This window comes from Ensifer sp. ENS09 (assembly GCF_014852425.1).
Lineage (GTDB): Bacteria > Pseudomonadota > Alphaproteobacteria > Rhizobiales > Rhizobiaceae > Ensifer.
This window is the reverse complement of sequence record NZ_JACVBP010000002.1, coordinates 572780-593213: the sequence shown is the minus strand read 5'-3', so window position 1 is coordinate 593213 and position 20434 is coordinate 572780. Positions and strand designations below refer to the sequence as shown.

Genomic DNA, 20434 nt, shown 5'->3' with positions numbered 1-20434 from the left:
AATCATGACGCGTCAGAATTCTGTTTAGGGGCTCGGGTCCGGCCTGTCCCCATGGGTAACCGACGAGGCGCCAGGGCATGGTATCGACCTATCTCGACTACAGTCGCATCACGCGGGACATGAGGAGCAGCCTCAACCGCATTGCCCAGCAGCCGCAGATCGCGCGTGAAGCCGAATATTATAAAGAGAACATCGGCAGTGTGAAAACTGTCGAGGAGTTTCTGGACGACTATCGACTCTACTCATACGCGATGAAGGCACATGGCCTGGAGGACATGACCTATGCCAAGGCCTTCATGCGCAAGGTCCTGGAAAGCGACCTTTCGGACGAAAACAGCTTTGCCAGCCGTCTCACCGATGAACGCTACCGCAACTTCGCGCAGGCCTTCAACTTCAGCTCGTCGAAGCCGGTGGCTCAAACCAACGCACAGCAGGATGCGCTGATCGGTCTCTACAACGAGCGGATCGCTAGCCTCGACACGGTCATGCGCGGCGAGATGGCCTATTTTGGCGCGGCCATGGATCTGGTCACCGATGTCGACAAGTTTCTCGGCAACGAACGGCTGCGTTCGTTTGCCTTTACGGTCTTCGGGCTGGACACGAAGACATTCAACTACACCGAAGTGCGCAACGCCCTGACCAGTGACCCGGCCGCACTAACCGCAAGCCGCACGGCCGACATCACGAGACGGGATGAAGCGGTCAAGCTGCAGACGGACCTCGACACACGGAGGAAGTCTCTCGCGGCGATCGATGTGCTGACCGCCCAACTGGCTGAAGCACCCTCTGCGGACAAGCCGGCTATTCAAGCGAAGATCGACGAACAGAACGCGATCGTCGCGGATCTCGATGCCAAGCTGCCGCCACGCGATCAGGCTCCTGCGCTGATGACATCGCTCGGCCAGGAAATCAACCAGCTGAACGGGCGCATCCGCAGTTTCGCAACCTACATCAAATTGGCGGAAACGTTCAACTTCAACGCCGACGGCACCGTTCCTGCCGGTGAGAAGGCGATCAGTGAAGAGAAGAAGACCGCGCTCAACAACATCTACGTCTTCGAGAAACCCGGCGATACCCCAATGGGCGGAACGCGCCTGACCGGTGCCGGGGCGCTGCTCAACAAGGAATACTACGAGCAGAAGATCGCCGGCATTACCAGCATTTCTGAGCTGACAAGCGATAGCCGGCTGTTCAATTACATCGTCACAGCCTTCGGCCTCAAGTCATCGACAACGGTGCCGTCGACGATCGAAAACATTCTCACCAGCGACATCAACGACCCGAACAGCTACGTCAACACACAGGGCGGCGAGTACAATGCCGCCTTCAAGGCGATGCACAAGGCCTTCAATTTCCAGGCCGACGGTACGCTGCAGCCCGGCAAGACGGCACAGAACGCAGATCAGTTGAAGACCACGTCCGACGGCTACATGGTGCGCTACAACGACAAGGGCGACGCCGAAGACGAAGCGATGGTCAAGAGCTTCAAGCTCTTGGTCAACACGATGGAATCGGTCGACAAGCTGCTTGCCGACAAGGGTGTGGTGACGTTCACGCTGCGCGCCTTCGGACTAGAAGAAGAGGGGCTGAGCACGCGTGAGCTGAGGCGCATCCTGACCAGTGATCTCAACGATCCCAAGAGCTATGCCAACACGCTGCGTGACGAGCGCTACGTCAAGCTCGTGAAGGCGTTCAATTTCAATCCCGACGGGACGCTCGGCGCGCCGAAGCTCGCGCAGAGCGACTCCGACATCATGAGCACGGCGAGGGACTACATCATCGCCAAGTCCCGCTTCGGGACCGATGACGAGAAGAAGGTCGCCAAGCAAAAGGCCCAGGACGAAGCCAAATACTACACCGCCGAGATCGCAAAGATCGAAACACTGGATGACTTTCTGAAGAACCGGCGACTGGTCGATCTGGTCCTTGTCGGCTCCGGTATCGACCCCGAGACGGTCAAGAGCGATTATCTCAGAGAGATGTTCACGTCGGATCTCGAAGATCCGAAGAGTTTTATCAACACCGATCCGAACGGGCTGAAATACCGCGAGATCGTCTCGTCCTTCAACTTCGACAAGGACGGCAAGATCGTCCGGGGCGAGGCAGGCCATATCCAGACCCGCCGCGGTCTCATCACCACGGTCGATCTCTTCCTCAACCAGTCGCTCGAAGAACGGGAAGGCGCCGACAACGGCGGCATTCGTCTTGCGCTCTACTTCAAGCGCAAGGCCCCGGAGATCAATACGGCATACGACATCCTGGCCGACCGCGCCCTGTTCGAGGTGATCAAGACCGCCTACAGCATGCCGGAGGGCTTGCAGAACGCCAAGATCGAAGCCCAGGCGGCCTATATCGAGCGCACGATCAACCTCAAGGAATTGCAGGAGCCCGGGAAGATCGACAAGCTGCTGCAGCGCTTCACGGCACTCTATGACGTCGAAAACAACCAGGACGTTTCGCCTGGTCTCGCGATCCTGACCGGCGGCGGGGGCGGCAGCGTCAGTGCCGAAACGCTGATGACGCTCTCGCAGCTACGCGCGGGCGGCCGCTGAGGCCTGCCGCCTGATGGCCGAGCTTCGGCTTGGCGGATGCATGGTAGCTCGCCGCGCGGGGCGGGCCGCCGTCATCGGTCAGCGCGCAACACCTTGTCGGGGTTCATGATGCCCGCGGGATCGAATGCGTGCTTGATGCGTTGCATCAGCTCGATTTCGATCGGGGCCCGGACCTCGGCGAGTTCGTCGCGCTTCAACTGGCCGATGCCGTGTTCGGCAGAGATCGAGCCGTTATGCCCAAGCACGATGCCGTGGACGATGGCGTTGATTTCGCGCCAGCGGTCGAGGAAGGCCTGCTTGTCGGCGCCGACAGGCTGCGAAATGTTGTAGTGGATGTTGCCGTCGCCCATGTGGCCGAAGGAACAGATGCGCGCGCCGGGAATCGCTTTCATGACGGCGGCATCCGCCTCCTTCATGAAGGCCGGAATGCTGGAGACGGGCACGGAGACATCGTGCTTGATCGAGCCGCCCTCGGGCTTTTGTGCCGGTGACATGCTCTCGCGCATGTGCCACAGCGCCTTGGCCTGTGTCTCGTTGGCGGCGATCACGGCATTTTCGACGAGGCCGGCCGCATATCCCTGCTCCAGCAGATCCTGTACCATCCGTTCCGCGCTTTCGGCGCTATCGGATGTCGAGATATCGATCAGCGCGTACCAGGGGTGGATCGTTTCCATCGGGTCACGAACGCCGGGGATGTGCTTGGCGGTGAATTCGACGCCGAGCCGCGGCATCAGCTCGAAGCCGGTCAGCGCCGGTCCACAAAGGCTGGACGCTTTTTCGAACAAAGCGAGCGCTTGCTCGACGGTGCCGACCCCGGCAAAGGCGACCTGATGTCCGAGTGGCTTCGGGAAGAGCTTGAGCACGGCGCCGGTGATCACGCCGAGCGTACCTTCGGCACCGATGAAAAGATCGCGCAGATCGTAGCCGGTATTGTCCTTTTTCAACCGGCGCAGCCCGTCCCAGATTTCGCCGGTCGGCAGCACCACCTCGAGGCCGAGGCAGAGCTGGCGCATGTTGCCATAGGCAAGCACGGCGGTGCCGCCGGCATTGGTGGAGAGGTTGCCGCCGATGCGGGCCGAACCTTCCGAGCCGAGCGACAGCGGGAACAGGCGATTGTGCTCGTCCGCCGCCTTCTGGATGTCGGCAAGGATGCAGCCGGCATCGGCGACGATGACATTGCCGACCGGATCGATGTCGCGAATGCGGTTCAGCCGTTCCAGCGAAAGAACGATGTCCGCCTTGCCCTCCCGCGGGATCTGCCCGGCGACGTGGCCGGTGTTGCCGCCCTGCGGCACGATCGCCGTGCGGGTGGCGCTCGCAAGCTTCATGATGCGCGAGACCTCGTCGACGGAGCCCGGACGCAGCACCATCGGCGTCGTGCCACGGTAAAGTCCACGCGATTCGACGAGATAACGCGCCTTGTCCGGTTCGGCCGTCAACACGTTGGCGCTTCCGACGATGTCGGCGAAGGAGGCGATGAATTCGGGAGAGGGAAGGGTGCTCATGGGCCTCACTTCGCATTGCGCCTGCGCGCGCTATCGGATCGGTCGATCTGAGGATGGGATCCTCGGTTCCTGGTCGGCGGCGATCATAACCGCAATGGGTGCCGTTCGGTGAGGGCGGGTGCGCGGAAAATGCCGCACGCCATCTTACCCTCGTGGTGCGGCTGCCCGCTGCAACCGATCGATGATGGCTTCCCCCAGCCCGTCCGAAGGGATGGCCCCGAAGGCGATGGTCTCTGCGCCGCTGGCATCCGCCCGTTTCATGTAGTCGAAGAGATTGGCGGCGGCTTCGCGCAGATTGCCGGTCGGGCTGAGGTCGAGAACGATGGCCGCCTGTTCCTCGCCGGCAATCCGATTGCCGCCGAAACGGATCAAGGCTTCGCCGGCATGCACCTCGGTGGCATCGAGCCGCACGGCAGCGCCGGGCGCATAGTGCGAGGCAAGCATGCCCGGCGCCTCGATCGTCGCTCCCGCCGTCTCCGGCCGGATCACCGGACGGCCGAGCAGGCGTTCGATCTCGGCAGCATCGAGGCCACCCGGCCGAAGCAGCCGGATCTCGTCGCCATCGACCTTGATGATCGTCGATTCAAGGCCGATCTGGGCCTGGCCGGCGTCGAGGATCAGCTTCAGTTTTCCACCGAGATCGGCCTCGACATGGGCCGCACTGGTCGGGCTGATCTTGCCTGAAGTATTGGCGCTGGGCGCAGCCAATGGCCGTCCGAAGCGGGCGATGACCCGGCGCGAGAAACCGTCGGGCATGCGGATGCCGAGCGTGTCGAGGCCGGCGGACGCCAGCGCATGAACCGTGCTGTCGGCGCGCTGCCGAAGGATCAGCGTCAGCGGGCCGGGCCAGAAGGCTTCGGCCAGCTGCCGGGAAACCGGATCGAAGTGCACATGGGCTTCGGCCATCGCCATGTCGGAGACATGCGAGATCAACGGATTGAAGCGCGGGCGCCCCTTCATCTCGTAGATGCGGCTGATCGCATCAGGGTTGGTGGCGTCGGCGGCAAGGCCGTAGACGGTCTCGGTCGGAATGGCGACCGGTTCGCCTTCGGCAAGAACGGCGCAGGCACGCGCGATCGCGCGGTCCGGTTCCCTATCCGTATCGATGATCTCAGCCATGCCGTTTCCTTTCCGACGCTTCCTTAACGGACGCACCGGAAAAACAGAACGATTTTCTTTGAAGCAACCGGTTCGGCTCAGAGGCTGCGGATGATGCGGCGCAACGCGTCATCTTTGGCGCCGAGCATCAGCACGTTTTTCAGTGCGACCTTGGGATCGTCGGTGCGAAACAGCAGACCGTTGTCACGAAAATTGCGGTTGATGACCATTTGGCCGGCTTCCGCGCCCGGTTCGATGGCAACGGCGAAATACATGCGCGAATAGCCGGGCTGGATGCCTTCGAAAAAATGCGTCTCGTGGCCGAGGTCGCAGTAGAAGTTGGCGAAGTAGAAGGACCAGGTGATGTCCTTGGAGGGAGTAACCGGCGTGCGCGCCGCCGTCACGTGACAGTAGCCGAGATGCGGCCGGCCGACGAGCGTGCGGTGGAAGATCATCTTCGGGAACTGGATCGAGGTGTGAAACCCGTTGATCCGCTTATGGGTCGTGTCGCCGGCGGTGTTGAGCTTCTTGCCCGTCCTGTCCGCAACTTCCTCATAGCTCAGGTAGCGCCGTTCGCTCGGCACCCATTGCCTGCGATTGATCCGGCCCGTGCGCAGGAATTCGGTATGAACCGCCGTCTTCGGCGGGATTGTCGGCGGCGCCTCGGCTGCCGCGTCGTAGTATCTCAACTTTGCCATGATCGTCAGCGCGCCATCTGCCTGCCTGCAGGACCTCTCTCGTCTGCCGGCTAGGCTAGCGGCTCATGGTTAATGAATGATTGCCTTCTGGCTGCATCATGAGCGTTCCCCATCCGATGGGATGTCGCAAACGGGCGAAGCTTTCCCGCGTCTGCGCCGCCCGCGCCGCAAAAGGCGGCAAATGCCCAAGACGTGGGCTATCTATATGTTTGTAGTGTAAAAATTCTAAGACAGGCGCCGTTGATGGCGGTTTTTCCCGTGTCGTCATTCTGGAATTGGATGTCGCTATCCGGCAGCTGCCAGGGCGGTTTCCGCGATTACATATCTTTACTCAAGGTGCCGTCTTCGAAGAGAAGTCGGAGAATTGGGAAGCCGGTCAAATCCCGGCGCTGCCCCCGCAACGGTGGTGGAGCGAAAGCCTCGGCAAAGGCCACTGGACGGTTCGTCCGGGAAGGCGCCGGGCTGGTCCGAAGGGACGGCTCCTGAGCCCGGAAACCAGCCTTGACGGACATAACCGTAACGGGTTGCGGCGGGCAGCCGGATCGGAGCCGACAACGCATGGGCGTGCGCTCGTGCGGGTTCCTGTCCTGCCTCTCCAAGACATGGCGCATGAGGACAGGACATGGAAACCAGAAACGATATGCTTCGAAAGCTGAAGGGCCGGCGCGACGGCTACAGCCTCGATCGGGCCTTTTATATCGATCCCGACTACTATCGGCAGGATCTGGAAAACATCTGGTACAAGGATTGGCTGTTCATCGGCCATGACTGCGAGATCCCGCGGGCCGGCAATTATTTCACCGTCCAGGTCGGCGACTACCCCGTTGTCATCACCCGCGATCGCCAGGGTGCCATCCGGGCATTGCACAACTCTTGCCGCCATCGCGGCTCGCGCGTCTGCACGCAACAGAAGGGCTCCTCGGCCAAGCTCGTCTGTCCCTATCACCAGTGGACGTACGAGCTCGACGGCTCGCTGCTCTTCGCCCGGCAGATGGGCGAGGATTTCGACAAGGCAGCCCACAGCCTGAAGCCGATCCATTGCGAAACGGTCGGCGGCTACATCTTCATCAACTTGTCGGAAAAGCCGATGGATTTCACGGCGTTCCGTGAGATGGCCTTGCCCTATCTCGCGCCGCACCGGCTCGGCGAAACCAAGGTCGCGTTCGAAAGCACTATCGTCGAGAAGGGCAACTGGAAGCTCGTCTGGGAAAACAACCGCGAATGCTACCATTGCGCCGCCAATCACCCGGAACTCTGCCGCACCTATCCGGAAGCCCCGACCGCGACCGGTGTGCAGGGCGCCAAGGATGATCCCGTGATCGCCGAACATTGGGCGAAATGCGAGGCCGAAGGCTTGCCGAGCGAATTCAGGATGTCGCCGACCGGCCAGTTCCGCGCCGCCCGCATGCCGCTCGTCGACAATGCCGAAAGCTACACCATGTCGGGCGCGCGCGCCGTCAGGCGGGCTCTGTCGGCCGATGTTTCCCAGAGCCAGATCGGCACGCTTCTGATGTTCCACTACCCGACCACCTGGAACCATGTGCTCGCCGACCACGCCATCACCTTCCGTGTGCTGCCGCTCGGGCCTGAACTTACCCAAGTGACGACGAAGTGGCTGGTCAACAAGGATGCGGTCGAAGGCGTCGATTACAATCTCGAGGAACTGACGCATGTCTGGACCGAGACCAACGATCAGGATCGCCAGATCGTCGAAGAAAATGCCTTTGGCATCCGCTCGCCGGCCTATGAGCCCGGCCCGTATTCGCCCGAGCACGAAGGCGGCGTGATGCAGTTCGTCGAGTGGTACTGCAAGTTCATGGAGCAGCGCCTTGCTGGCGACGCGGCTCCGCTTTCAAGGGTCGCCTGACATGCAGATGGCCCCTTCGTTTCACCATTTCGACGCGCTGCATGTCTGGATCGATCGGCAGCAGATGCTCGAATGCACATCGGCTGTCGTCGAGACCGCCGATGTCATGACCTTCACCTTCCGGGCCGAAAAGCCCGCCTGGTTCCGCTATCTCCCCGGGCAATTCGTAACGCTCGAACTGCCGGTCGCCGACGAGCCGGTCATGCGGACCTACACGCTGTCGTCGACGCCATCGCGGCCGCTTTCAATCGCGGTCACGGTGAAGGCGCAGGCCGACAGCATCGGCACCCGCTGGATGTTCGAGCATCTGAAGCCGGGCATGAAGCTCCGCGCCTTCGGTCCGCTCGGCGATTTCAGCTTCGTGCGCCATCCGGGCGACAAGTATCTGTTCATCTCGGCCGGCTCCGGCATCACGCCGATGATGTCGATGACGCGCTGGATGGCGGATTGCGTGCCCGAGACGGATGTGACCTTCATCTCCTGCGCGCGTCGTCCGGACGATCTGCTGTTCCGTTCGGAACTGGAAGTCCTGGCCACGCAGATGTCCGGGCTCAACCTCGGCTTCATCGTCGAGGGGCATGAGGCGCGCCACGGCTGGCACGGATTGCGCGGCCGCATCGACGGCGCCAAGCTGCCGCTGCTTGCGCCCGATTTCATGGACCGCACCGTCTTCTGCTGCGGCCCCGAACCCTTCATGCGCGGCGTGCGCGAGATGCTGAAATCGGCCGGTTTCGACATGGGCCGCTATCACGAGGAGAGCTTCCAGCCGGCGGCGGCACCCGCCGCGGAAGAGATCGCCGTGCGCGCCGGTGCCGGTGACGAGGGCGAGATCCAGGCGGCCAAGGTCGCCTTCACCATGAGCGGCAAGGAGGTCGAGGCCAAGCCCGGCCAGACGATCCTGCAGGCGGCGCGCGCCAACGGGGTGCGCATCGGCGCTGCCTGCGAAGGCGGCATCTGCGGCACCTGCCGGGTGATGAAGGTCGCGGGCGAGGTCGAGATGAACCACAATGGCGGCATTCTCGACGACGAGATCGACGAAGGCTACATCCTCGCCTGTTGCTCGCGACCACTTGGCGACGTCCAGATCGAAGCCTGAGGGCGGCGATGCATGTCGCGAGAAGTGCGTCGCGGTTTTGCAGCAGCGACGTGCATAAAGGATGAGAGCTTAAAGCCTGGCGCGAGATCCTTTTTCACGCGACAGGCTTATGGCGCGTTGCAGGGGATCGGATTGGCCGAAACGCTTGCCGGGGCGTCGGTGCCGGTCGCCGTTTTCGGGCATGTGCCCTGGGCGGCTTCATTGCCGGCAATCGCCACCTGCAGGGCGCGCTCCTGGCGGGCGAAATCGATCGAGCCGGTCACCATCATGTCGACGCCGCTGCCGGCGCCGCTCGCAGCGTCGGCGCGGCTGACAAGCAGCGGCTCGCTAAACATTGCGGTCGCCCGTGCGACCGCCTGCATGCCCGTTCCCCGCTCGGCTTGGGCGACGAGCATCAGCGGTAGCGGCTTTTCCGGCAGCAAGGCGCCTTGTGCCCAGATCGCTTTCAGCGCCTGCGGCGACATCGCCGCCACATTGACGTCGATGTCGTCAAGCGTTCCCGGCACGCGGTAGGGGCAGCGGCGCTTTCCGCAGTTGATGCCCGAGGAGAACTGCCACAGCGCGTAACTGTCCCAGTTGCCCATCGGGAAGACCTGGCGGATATCCGGCTTGTAGCGGGCGTACCAGAGCGGCAGACGCGACAGCAGCCGGTGCTTGGCCCGGTGCGCGGCGATGTATTTAGCGGTGATGTGGTTGGTGTAGAGGATCGGGTAGCGCCCGGTCCGGGTCTTGATGTGCCCGGCGAAGATGGCGGCGTCCTCAAGCGACATGTACTTGTCCGGATCGATGCCTTCGAGATCGAGCACCATCAGTTCGTCGTCGCGCGGATCGGCGTAGTCGAGGAAATGGTTCGCCTGGTCAACGGGATTGCCCGGACGGGCGAGGTGGTAGGCACCCCACAGCAGTCCGTGCGAGCGGGCAATCATCCGGCGGGTCTGGTAGAGTTCGCGGCTGACGGCGTATTTGCGCCACATGGTCTTGCAGTGGTTGAAGGTGTCGCCGTTGTGGTCGCCGGTGCAGGAGAAGCTTTCGGGCAGGCCGTCGGAGGCCTTGGCGATGAAACCGGAAATGCGCTTGTCGCCAAGCATCGTTTCCCAGTCGATACTGTTCATCTCATAGGCGTCGACAATGATGGCGTTCGATTTGGTCTTCCAGGGCTCCAGTTCACCGGCGCGTGCGATCGCCGCCGCGAAAGCCAGACCGATGAAGGTCGCGAGGCGCAGAATCATCCCTGTCGTGGAGATACACCGCTTTGCCATTCTCTGAGATTGCCGACAGTATCGTTAACGCATCGTAAATCCCAGCCCCCGAGCGGACTGTGCGGGAGCGGCGCGCGAATGTATACCGACCTGCGGCTGTATATAAGTGATTGCTTTCATGGTCGCGACAGGTAGTCGATGATGCGGCAAAGCGCGCCACGGCAACGGGTGTCGGCCGCGCGAGCTGATCCCAAAGGACGCGGAAGATGGAACAAAACCGGTGACTTATGCGTTATCGGTCGATTTCGGATTTCCCGGCTGAGGGACATCCCCGGATCGGCCTCGGTCGGGGTGAAATCATGGAAAAGGTTGAAATGTCGCGGCAACCCGAAGCCGGGGGCGCGCAACATGCTTTCGGTGATGGAGGGATTTGATGAAGAATGTGCTGAAGTCCGGGATGGGCCGGTGGTTTTCCGTGGCTGTTGCGGCGGCCGTGCTGGTGACGTCGGCTGCCCCGTCGCAGGCCTTCACGCCGACCCCGCCGCGGGTCGAGCGGCAGAACGATGTGGTCAATGTCCAGTATCGCAGACCGGGCATGGAGCGTCGCGGCGGCTATTACTACTATAACGGCTACCGCGGTTATAACTATCGTCGTCCTGGCTATCGCTACTACAATGGCTGGTGGTATCCGATGGCAGCCTTTGGCACCGGCGTCATCATCGGCGGAGCGATTGCCCAGCCGCCGCGCTACACGCGTCCGGCGCCCGTTTATGGCAGCCGCCATGTGCAATGGTGCTACGACCGCTACCGCTCGTACCGGGCCTACGACAATACCTATCAGCCCTATGGCGGTCCGCGCCGCCAGTGCTATTCGCCCTATAGCTAACGGGGAGGCAGGGCCGGGCGCTTCCGCTCCCGGCCTTTTTGCGCCCGGCTTCGCATGAGACCCGTCACTGCGCGCGCTCTGGGACTGGCCGATAGCACCGTCGTGCCCGGCGAGAACTTGTCCCGCGGTGCTAAAGTTCTTGGGCGAGCCCGATGAGCAGACCTTCAGGCCCGCGGATGTAGCAAAGTCGGTAGGCGTCCTTGTACTGGACCACTTCGCCGACCAGCTGCGCGCCGCGTTTGCGGAGCCGCTCAAGCGTCTCGTCGACGTCGTCGACGGCGAACATGACGCGAAGGTAGCCAAGCGCATTGACCGGAGCCGTGCGGTGATCGGCGACCACCGGCGGCGCGAGGAAGCGGGAAAGCTCGAGCCTGCTATGGCCATCCGGCGTGCGCATCATGGCAATTTCGACATGCTGATCGCCAAGCCCGGTAACACGCCCGGCCCATTCTCCTTCGATCTCCGCCCGACCTTCGAGTTCAAGGCCAAGTTCACGAAAGAAATCGATCGTCCCTTCGAGGTCTTCGACGACGATACCTATGTTGTCCATTCGCTTGAGCGCCATGCTTCCAATCTCCACGGTGTCGTTCTGGCTGCTCTCTTCAACACCGAACGCTTGGTGAGGGTTCCGGGCGGCGTCTCAGAGAATGCCGATCTGCCGGAGAATCCACCAGGCAAATGCCATGGAGAGCGCGATAAACAGTGCTGCGTAAAGCGTGCCAGTGCCGTCGGCGAAGGGCAGCGCCCCGGTGTTCATGCCGAAGAAGCCGGTGACCAGCGTCGGCGGCAAGAGGAAGGCGGTCATCAGTGACAGGATGTAAAGATGCCGGTTGGTCTCCGAGGAGATCTTGCTGTCGATCTCTTCATGCAGCAGTCGTGCCCGCTCCTGCAGCGCAAAGACGTCGCGGTCGACCGCTTCGAGCCGGTCGGAAAGCCGCTCCGCTGCGTCGATGAAGCCTGGCGGCACCTCGTCCTCATCCGATGCGCCCGCACGCCGCAGCAAGGCGAGGATCGTGCGCAGGTGCCGGTGCAGCCGCACCACGGTCCTGCGCAGCGGCGCAAGCCCCGGCTGCTGCCGATGCCCGGCCTCGCCATAGACATGGTCCTCGATGACGTTCAGGTCCTCGGTCAACTCCAGAACCAGCGAAATCAGTGTGCGCTGGAATTCGACGACGATCATCTCGAAGAGGTCAATCGGCCGTGCGCATTTCGTACTCTTCTCGACGGCCGCCTTGACCCGGTCGATGCTGCGCAGCGGATGCAGGCGGGTGGTGATGATGATGCGCTCGTTCACGGCGAAATGCAGCCAGCCGATCGTCTTCGTCACTGCGTCGAAGGTGCGCTCGAAGTCGACGAGCGTGCCGTGCACGATATCGTCTGAAACGGTGATGGCGGCCTGGGTGTCGTGGCTCGTCAGCGTGGCGACCGCGAGCGGCGGCAGGTTGCCGACCCGCTCGATGAGCGCAGGCGTTCGCGCGTCCGAGAGCGCCAGATGAACCCACACCCATCCGTCGCCTTCAAGCAGGCTGTCGATCGAGGCGTCGGTGGCGATCCGCTGGCAGCGGCTTTCGCCAGGCAGGAAACGATAGGCCCAGACGATGCCGGGTATTTCGGGGGAAATCAGGTTCATCTGAACGCCTTGTCCAGGGTGGGCTACCTGTTCCGATCCATGGCTGGCGATGGAAGGGCAGAACATGCAGCCATTCAAAGTGCTACAGTGACCGCCGCGTCTTCGACAACGTGCGGCACTGTCTGTCTTGGCTTCTATGCGCCGTTGATGACAGTTTTGTTACGGGTGGCCGAAGCCCGATGCTCGGGATGCCCACGGCAATTGACGTTGACGTTTACGTAAAAATCAATAGTGTTCGGCGCACAAGGCAGCGCCCGGCGCGACCTGGCTATCTGGGAGGATCATCATGTACAAGGCACCCGTCGACGAGATCGCGTTCACGCTGAAGCACGTGGCAGGCATGGGCGATGCGCTGCAATCGGGCGCGTTGGGCGATCTCGGCGAAGACCTGGTCGATGCTATTCTTTCCGAGGCCGGCCGGTTCGCGACGGAAGAGGTGGCGCCGCTTGGCGACATCGGCGACAAGCAGGGCTCGCGTCTTGTCGAAGGCAAGGTCGAGACCCCGGATGGCTGGCGCGACCTCTACCACAACTGGATCGCCGGCGGCTGGAACGGGTTGACCGCGCCGGAAGATTTCGGCGGCCAGAACCTGCCGCACATGCTGCACGTCGCCGCCATGGAAATGTGGAACGCCGGCTCCATGGCCTTCGCACTTGGCCCGACGCTCACGATGGGCGCCGTCGAGGCGCTGGAAAAACACGGCTCCGATCAACTGAAGGCCACCTATCTGCCGAAGATGGTTTCCGGCGAATGGACCGGCACGATGAACCTGACCGAGCCGCATGCCGGCTCCGACCTCGGTGTGCTAAAGACGCGCGCCGAGCGCCGCGACGACGGCACCTACCGCATCTTCGGCCAGAAGATCTTCATCACCTGGGGCGAACACGATTTCACCGACAACATCGTCCATCTGGTGCTGGCGCGGCTTCCCGATGCGCCGGCCGGAACCCGCGGCATCTCGCTCTTCCTCGTGCCGAAGTTCCTCGTCAATCCGGACGGTTCGCTCGGCGAACGTAACGATCTCTTCTGCCATTCGCTCGAACACAAGCTCGGCATCCATGGATCGCCGACCTGCACGATGATCTACGGAGACGGCAAGTTCGGTGCTGAAAAGGGCGCGATCGGCTATCTGATCGGTGAGGAAAACCGCGGTCTCGCCTGCATGTTCACGATGATGAACAACGCCCGTCTCGCGGTCGGCATGCAGGGTGTGGCCATCGCCGATGCCGCGACCCAAAAGGCGATCGCCTTTGCCAAGGAGCGCACCCAGGGCAAGGCGCCCGGCTGGACAGGGCAGGGCATGAGCCCGATCATCGAGCACCCGGATGTCGCCCGCATGCTGCTGACGATGAAGGCGCTGACGCAGGGTTCCCGCGCAATCTCCTATGCCTGCGCCCACGCCGTCGACATGGGGCACACGGCTGAAAGCGAGAAGGCGAAGTTCTGGCAGGAGCGCTCCAGCTTGCTGACGCCGATCGCCAAATCCTTCTCGACCGATGCCGGCGTCGACGTCGCCTCGCTCGGCATCCAGGTCCATGGCGGCATGGGCTTCATCGAAGAAACCGGTGCCGCCCGCTACCTGCGCGACGCCCGCATCGCGCCGATCTACGAGGGTACCAACGGCATCCAGGCGATCGACCTCGTTACCCGCAAGCTGCCGCTCTCCGATGGTGGCCACGTGCGCGGCTTCATTGCCGAATTGCGCGAGATCGCAGCGGCCGTTCGCGCCTCGAACCGCGACGGTTTCGGCGAGACGGCCGCCCGGCTCGATGTGGCGCTGGACGATCTTTCGGCTGCGACCGAGTGGCTGATTGCGGCGGTTGCCGACGGCAAACTCGCAGAAGCGCTCGCCGGGGCCACCGCCTACCAGCGCCTCTTCGGCCTGGCGCTGACCGGCGCCTATCTCGCAAAGGGTGGTCTGGCGGAAGTGAGCGATGGCAAGGACGATCAGCGCATCGCACTCTGCCGCTTCACCGCTGAAAACCTGTTGGCCGAGACTACCGCGCTGAAGGACCGTGTCGTCAACGGCGCCGACAGCCTCGCCGTCGCCCGCGCCGTTCTGGCTTGAAAGGACCCATCATGACCGACCACGTGCTCATCGAACGGCCGGAAGCGCACCCCGGCGTCCAGGTGATCCGCTTCAACCGGCCGGAAAAGAAAAACGCCATCACGCGCGAGATGTACGCGAAGATGACCAATGCGCTGACGGTTGCGTCGAGTGACCCGGCCGTGCGCGCCACCGCCTTTCTCGGCACGGATGGCTGCTTCTCCGCCGGCAACGACATGGCGGACTTCCTGGCCTTCGCCATGGGCGGCTCCATGGGCATGGAAGTAATCGAATTCCTGAAGGCGCTCGCGACCGCAACCAAGCCTGTCGTTTCGGGCGTCGATGGTCTGGCGATCGGCATCGGCACGACGATCCATCTCCATTGCGACCTGACTGTTGCCTCCGAGCGCTCGCTGTTCAAGACACCCTTCGTCGACCTGGCGCTGGTGCCGGAGGCGGCCTCCAGCCTGATCGCGCCGCGCATCATGGGCCACCAGCGCGCCTTTGCCCTGCTTGCCGCCGGTGAACCGCTCACCGCACGCGAGGCCGTCGACGCCGGGCTGATCTGGAAGGTCGTCGGCCAGGATGCAGTCGAGAGCGAAACGCTGGCGCTCGCCGCCCGGCTCGCCAAAAAGCCGCCGGAGGCGCTTCGCATCGCCCGCGATCTCGTGCGCGGCGACCGCAGCGACGTGCTGGCCCGCATCGACGAGGAAGCAAAACACTTCGCTGCGCAGTTGAAGAGCGCCGAAGCGCGCGCCGCCTTCGAGGCCTTCATGCGCCGCTAATCCAGCTTGGATTTCGTGAAGCACGAGACGGGTGCCGCTGTGCACCCGTTTTGCATTCGGGGGCAAGCTCCTACCCGCCCGGCGGTAAAGATCCCGTTGCCGCCGCCATCGCGAACTTGCATATATCAATTTTAATTTCTTCTTAAATACCGGTCGCTAGCGTCCTGCGCGATAGGCCTATCCTCTTTTCGGGATGGCCCCAGCCGCATGAAGCAGGGCTGGCCCCGCCTTCTGGCATGTTCAACGTTTTCCCGTCAGCCTCTGCGCGCCGTCTTCACGGACGGACGATGGATGCTGCGCGAAAATCATCAAGAGCTCATGTCCGGCGGTCGCCGCCGGCACCCATTGGGAGCCCACCTTGTCCAAGCGATCGAACCTCATGACGCGCATCCTCGTTGCCGCGTCCTGTGTCGTCGTCGGCGCCTTCGCCGGCTTTTCCGTATACATCGACAGCCTGCAGCGCGACACGACCACCAAGGCCGTCGAGGAGAACATTGCCTCCTCCGGTACGCAAGCTGCGCAGAGCGTCGCCAAATGGCTTAACGGCCGCGTCACGCTGACGGCGATGGTGGCTGATGCCACCGGCAACGTCGCGGATGACGGTGGGGTCCAGCCGATCCTGAAGAACGACGTTCTCACCAGCGAATTCATGTCGACCTATGTCGGCAACGAAAGCGGCAAGTTCATCACCTGGCCCGACAATCCGATGCCGGCCGGCTACGATCCGCGCCAGCGCCCCTGGTACCAGCAGGCCGTCAAGGCTGACGCTCGCGTGCTGACCGAACCCTATGTCGACGCGTCGAGCGGCGCTCTGATCATCAGTGCGGCCGTTCCGGTCAAGCGCGACGGCAAGCTCTATGGCGTTGCCGCCAGCGACTTCTCGCTCGAAACCCTGGTGACCATGATCAAGGGCGTCGATGTCGGCGGCGAGGGCTTTGCCTTCCTCGCGAGCAAGGACGGCCAGATCCTCGTCCATCCCGATGCCAAGCTCGTCACCAAGTCGCTTGCCGATGCCTTCCCGATCGACACGCCGGCAATCGGCACCGGCATCATGAACACCGAGCTCGACGGCAAGCCGATGCTGGTGAGCTTCGTTCCGGTTCAGGGCCTGCCCTCGGTCGAATGGTATATCGGCTTCGTCATCGACGCCGATGCCGCCTATTCGGCGATCGACCAGTTCCGCATTGCCGCGACCATCGCCACGATCCTCGCGGTCGGCGTGATGCTCGTCTTCCTCGCGACCTTCCTCAACCGCCTCGTCATCCGTCCCGTCACGGACATGACCGGCGCGATGGAAAAGCTCGCTTCGGGCAACCACAACGTCGAGATCCCCGGCGAAGAGCGGACCGACCAGATCGGCTCCATGGCCGCCGCCGTCGCCGTGTTCAAGGCCAACGCCGTCGAGCGTGCGCGCCTTGAGAGCGAAGCGGATGCGAACCGCTCGCTGTCGGAGCGCGAGCGTCTTGAGCGTGAGGCGCAGAAGGCGCGGGATGCGGCAGAGATCCAGCAGGCCGTCGATGGCCTCGCATCCGGCCTTGGCCGCCTGGCCGAAGGCGATCTCGCCTACCGCATCGACAACCCCTTCGCCGACCGTCTCGATCGCCTGCGCGCCGACTTCAACAACTCGGTCGCCAAGCTCCATGACACGCTCTGCGCCGTCGGCGCCAACGCCCGCGGCATCGATGCCGGCGCGACGGAGATCCGCTCGGCCGCCGACGATCTTGCCCGCCGCACCGAACAGCAGGCAGCCTCGGTCGAGGAGACCGCCGCAGCGCTCGAAGAGATCACCACGACCGTCAAGGACTCCGCCCGCCGGGCTGAGGAAGTCGGCGCGCTCGTCGCCCGCACCCGTGCCGGTGCCGAGAAGTCCGGCGAGGTTGTGGCGAACGCCGTAGACGCGATGCACGCGATCGAGAAGTCCTCTGGCGAGATCTCCAACATCATCGGCGTCATCGATGACATCGCCTTCCAGACGAACCTGCTGGCTCTGAACGCCGGCGTCGAGGCAGCCCGTGCCGGGGAAGCCGGTAAGGGCTTTGCCGTCGTCGCCCAGGAAGTCCGTGAACTCGCGCAGCGCTCGGCCAATGCCGCCAAGGAAATCAAGGCGCTGATCACCACCTCGGGCAATCAGGTCAGGAACGGCGTGACGCTCGTCGGCGATACCGGCAAGGCGTTGCAGACGATCGTTTCCGAAGTGCAGGAGATCAACAAGCACGTGAGCGCGATCGTGACCGCCACGCGCGAACAGTCGACCGGACTTCAGGAGATCAACACGGCCGTCAACACCATGGACCAGGGCACGCAGCAGAACGCGGCGATGGTCGAGGAACAGACGGCCGCCAGCCATGGTCTCGCGTCCGAAGCCGCCTCGCTCAACGCACTGCTGGCCCAGTTCAATCTTGGCGATACGCAGAGCGTATACGCATCGGCGACCAGCCACCGCCGCCGCGCAGCCTAGTCTTCGCCGACATTCGACAGCTAAAAGGCCCGGGAGACCGGGCCTTTTCTTTGCGCACTGCATCAGGATTCTCGCTTTTCACTGCAGGATCACGAGTCATCCCCTTGTTTCTTAAGCTTTGATAAATCGGTCGCGCATACCGTTTCTTCGCCGCGAAATGACTTCGCCCGCACGTCGCCTCCAGCATTCATCATCGCGATGTGCTCCAGACATCTGTCCCAATGCTCAGCGTGCCCGTCACGCAATCGATGATTTGGCCGCGCACGACCGCAATGGCGGAGGCGCGAGGGGAGACATACGGTGATCCTAAAGACTGCAACGGCAAGAAATATGTTCGCCATCGTGATGACCGGCCTTCTGACCTCGATGGTCACCGCCGCCGTCGTCTTCTGGCTCTCCTATCAGCAATTGCGTGAGCGCAGCATCGCCGAGATGACCAATGCCGCATCCGCAAGCGCGCGCAGCGTCGAGACGAAGTTTGCCGAGGCAAAGACGCTCGCAAACAACATCCGCTCTGCGCTCTATGCGGTGAAGGGCACCGGCGAGCCCTCGCGCGCCGAAATCGAAACCCTGATGAAACGCTGGATCGTCGACAACCCGCTTGCCGTGGGGATGAGCACAGGCTGGGAGCCCAACGCCTTCGACGGCAAGGACGCCGAGTTCGTCGGCAAGCCAGGTCACGATGCGACCGGCCGCTTCGTTCCCTATATCGCCCGCTCCGGCGACAAGGTGATCCACGAGGCGCTGGCCGATTATGACAAGCCAGGCCCCGGCGACTACTACCAGATCCCGAAGAAGACCGGCCTCGATATGGTCACCGAGCCCTATGTCTACCCGATCAACGGCAAGGACGTGCTGATGACCTCGATCATGGTGCCGCTGAAGAAGGACGGCGCCTTCATCGGTGTCGTCGGCGTCGACATGGCGCTTGGCGAACTGTCGACCGAACTCGCCAAGCTGAAGCCCTTCGGCACCGGATTCGTCTCACTGCTCAGCAAGGACGGCAGCATCATCAGCCACCCCGATGCCAAGGTGCTCGGCAAGGTGCTGAAGGACACGCCGCTTGCGGGTGAGGGGTGGGGAGACCTCTTGAGCCACACCGGCCAGGCCTTCGCGCTGAAGCACACGGATGGCAGCGCGCATCTGGCCGTCGCCGTGCCGGTGAACCTGTTGCCCGACACGGAATGGTATGTCGTGGTCTCGGTTCCCGAAGCCACGGTCTTTGCCGGCCTTTCGCAGCTTGCGATGATCTCGATCGCCGTCATTGCCGTTGCCGCCGCGATCATGATCATTGTTGGCTGGACGCTGGCAAGCCGCTTCCGCAAGCGCGTCGCCAATGTCATCGGCGTCACCGGCCAGATCGCGGCCGGCGAGACCGACGTCGACCTGTCCGAGGCCGAGCGCAAGGACGAGATCGGCGATCTCGCCCGCTCCCTGCGGGTCCTGCGTGATGCGACGATCGCGAAGATGCAGCTCGAAAGCGAAGCGGATGCGAACCGTTCGCTGTCGGAGCGCGAGCGTCTGGAGCGTGAAGCGCAGAAGGCGCGCGATGCGGCCGAAATCCAGCAGGCCGTCAATGGTCTTGCGACGGGCCTTGGCCATCTGGCCGAAGGCGATCTTGCCTACCGCATCGACGACCCCTTCGCCGATCGCCTCGACAGTCTCAGAGCCGACTTCAACAACTCGGTCGCCAAGCTGCATGACACCCTCTGCGCCGTCGGGGCCAATGCCCGCGGTATCGACGCGGGTGCGACGGAAATCCGCTCGGCCGCCGACGATCTTGCCCGCCGCACCGAGCAGCAGGCAGCCTCGGTCGAAGAGACCGCCGCAGCGCTCGAAGAGATCACCACGACGGTCAAGGACTCTGCGCGCCGCGCCGAAGAGGCCGGCGCGCTCGTCGCCCGCACCCGTGCCGGCGCCGAGAAGTCCGGCGAGGTTGTGGCGAACGCCGTAGACGCGATGCACGCGATCGAGAAGTCTTCGGGCGAGATCTCCAACATCATCGGCGTCATCGACGACATCGCCTTCCAGACGAACTTGCTTGCGCTGAACGCCGGCGTCGAAGCGGCCCGTGCCGGGGAAGCGGGCAAGGGCTTTGCCGTTGTCGCCCAGGAAGTGCGTGAGCTTGCCCAGCGTTCGGCACAGGCCGCCAAGGAGATCAAGGCGCTGATCACCACCTCGGGCAACCAGGTGAGGAGTGGTGTGAGCCTGGTCGGCGAAACTGGCAAGGCACTGGAAACGATCGTTGCCGAAGTGCAGGAGATCAACAGACATGTGAGCGCGATCGTCACGGCGACGCGTGAGCAATCGACGGGGCTCCAGGAGATCAACACGGCGGTCAACACCATGGACCAGGGTACCCAGCAGAACGCGGCAATGGTCGAGGAGCAGACGGCGGCAAGCCATGGGCTGGCGTCCGAAGCCGCCTCGCTCAACGCATTGCTTGCGCAGTTCAATCTGGGTGACGTTCAGATGGGCGGTGGTGGTCGTCGTCGCGCGGCCTGAGTGCGAGCGGATCGACAAAACGCTGCAATAACAAGCTCATAGGGCGCTTGCCGTGAATCGAAATGGCAAGCGCTTCAAGCCTGACATGACAAAGGCCCGGGAAACCGG

13 protein-coding genes, 1 pseudogene and 1 riboswitch are annotated in these 20434 nt (G+C 63.0%); of the genes and pseudogenes, 8 read left to right on the top strand and 6 right to left on the bottom strand.

All coding sequences use genetic code 11. The features are described 5' to 3' along the window. The first annotated feature begins 77 nt into the window (after positions 1-77). On the top strand, positions 78-2552 hold the full coding sequence (locus tag IB267_RS11060) for a DUF1217 domain-containing protein (protein WP_192447614.1): 2475 nt from the start codon (positions 78-80) through the stop codon (positions 2550-2552). 71 nt (positions 2553-2623) lie between these two features. Here the strand turns inward: IB267_RS11060 and IB267_RS11055 are convergent, their stop codons facing one another. The 3 genes from IB267_RS11055 to IB267_RS11045 all read right to left on the bottom strand — a co-directional run bounded on the left by IB267_RS11055 (position 2624) and on the right by IB267_RS11045 (position 5853). After that, complete coding sequence (locus IB267_RS11055) at positions 2624-4057, bottom strand: FAD-binding oxidoreductase (protein WP_192447613.1); 1434 nt, start codon at positions 4055-4057, stop codon at positions 2624-2626. 144 nt (positions 4058-4201) lie between these two features. Then, positions 4202-5176 (bottom strand): L-threonylcarbamoyladenylate synthase, encoded by a 975-nt coding sequence (locus IB267_RS11050; protein WP_192447612.1) that lies wholly within the window; start codon positions 5174-5176, stop codon positions 4202-4204. Positions 5177-5253: 77 nt separating this feature from the next. Next, positions 5254-5853 (bottom strand): DUF6656 family protein, encoded by a 600-nt coding sequence (locus IB267_RS11045; RefSeq protein WP_043625931.1) that lies wholly within the window; start codon positions 5851-5853, stop codon positions 5254-5256. A 317-nt stretch (positions 5854-6170) separates the two neighbouring features. Then, positions 6171-6372: riboswitch (cobalamin riboswitch) on the top strand. 103 nt (positions 6373-6475) lie between these two features. Here IB267_RS11045 and IB267_RS11040 point away from each other — a divergent pair. Both IB267_RS11040 and IB267_RS11035 read left to right on the top strand, forming a co-directional pair. Next, a complete protein-coding gene (locus IB267_RS11040) occupies positions 6476-7720 on the top strand; it encodes an aromatic ring-hydroxylating dioxygenase subunit alpha (protein WP_192447611.1) in 1245 nt (414 codons plus the stop codon). A 1-nt stretch (position 7721) separates the two neighbouring features. Next, positions 7722-8816, top strand: a complete 1095-nt coding sequence (locus IB267_RS11035; RefSeq protein WP_192447610.1) for a hybrid-cluster NAD(P)-dependent oxidoreductase — start codon at positions 7722-7724, stop codon at positions 8814-8816. A 221-nt stretch (positions 8817-9037) separates the two neighbouring features. Here IB267_RS11035 and IB267_RS11030 read toward each other — a convergent pair. Continuing rightward, a pseudogene (locus IB267_RS11030) lies at positions 9038-10075 on the bottom strand (glycoside hydrolase family 25 protein); the annotation flags it as partial. A 373-nt stretch (positions 10076-10448) separates the two neighbouring features. Here IB267_RS11030 and IB267_RS11025 point away from each other — a divergent pair. Continuing rightward, a complete protein-coding gene (locus IB267_RS11025; protein WP_371258917.1) occupies positions 10449-10901 on the top strand; it encodes a BA14K family protein in 453 nt (150 codons plus the stop codon). Between the two features lie 130 nt (positions 10902-11031). On the opposite strand, the gene IB267_RS11020 is transcribed toward IB267_RS11025, so the two are convergent. Together IB267_RS11020 and IB267_RS11015 are read right to left on the bottom strand one after the other, a co-directional pair. Next, entirely contained in the window at positions 11032-11466 is a 435-nt protein-coding gene (locus IB267_RS11020) for a VOC family protein (RefSeq protein ID WP_043625922.1), read from the bottom strand. Between the two features lie 75 nt (positions 11467-11541). After that, positions 11542-12531 (bottom strand): transporter, encoded by a 990-nt coding sequence (locus IB267_RS11015; RefSeq protein WP_192447608.1) that lies wholly within the window; start codon positions 12529-12531, stop codon positions 11542-11544. A gap of 286 nt (positions 12532-12817) precedes the next feature. Between IB267_RS11015 and IB267_RS11010 the strand changes: the two genes are divergently transcribed. The 4 genes from IB267_RS11010 (at position 12818) to IB267_RS10995 (ending at position 20326) form a co-directional block, all read left to right on the top strand. After that, positions 12818-14599, top strand: coding sequence for an acyl-CoA dehydrogenase (locus IB267_RS11010; RefSeq protein ID WP_192447607.1), 1782 nt, complete (start codon positions 12818-12820; stop codon positions 14597-14599). A gap of 11 nt (positions 14600-14610) precedes the next feature. Further along, a complete protein-coding gene (locus IB267_RS11005) occupies positions 14611-15363 on the top strand; it encodes a crotonase/enoyl-CoA hydratase family protein (protein WP_192447606.1) in 753 nt (250 codons plus the stop codon). Positions 15364-15742: 379 nt separating this feature from the next. After that, positions 15743-17821, top strand: a complete 2079-nt coding sequence (gene mcpU, locus IB267_RS11000; RefSeq protein ID WP_246810654.1) for a methyl-accepting chemotaxis protein McpU — start codon at positions 15743-15745, stop codon at positions 17819-17821. A gap of 330 nt (positions 17822-18151) precedes the next feature. Then, complete coding sequence (locus IB267_RS10995) at positions 18152-20326, top strand: methyl-accepting chemotaxis protein (RefSeq protein WP_246810613.1); 2175 nt, start codon at positions 18152-18154, stop codon at positions 20324-20326. Positions 20327-20434 lie beyond the last annotated feature (108 nt).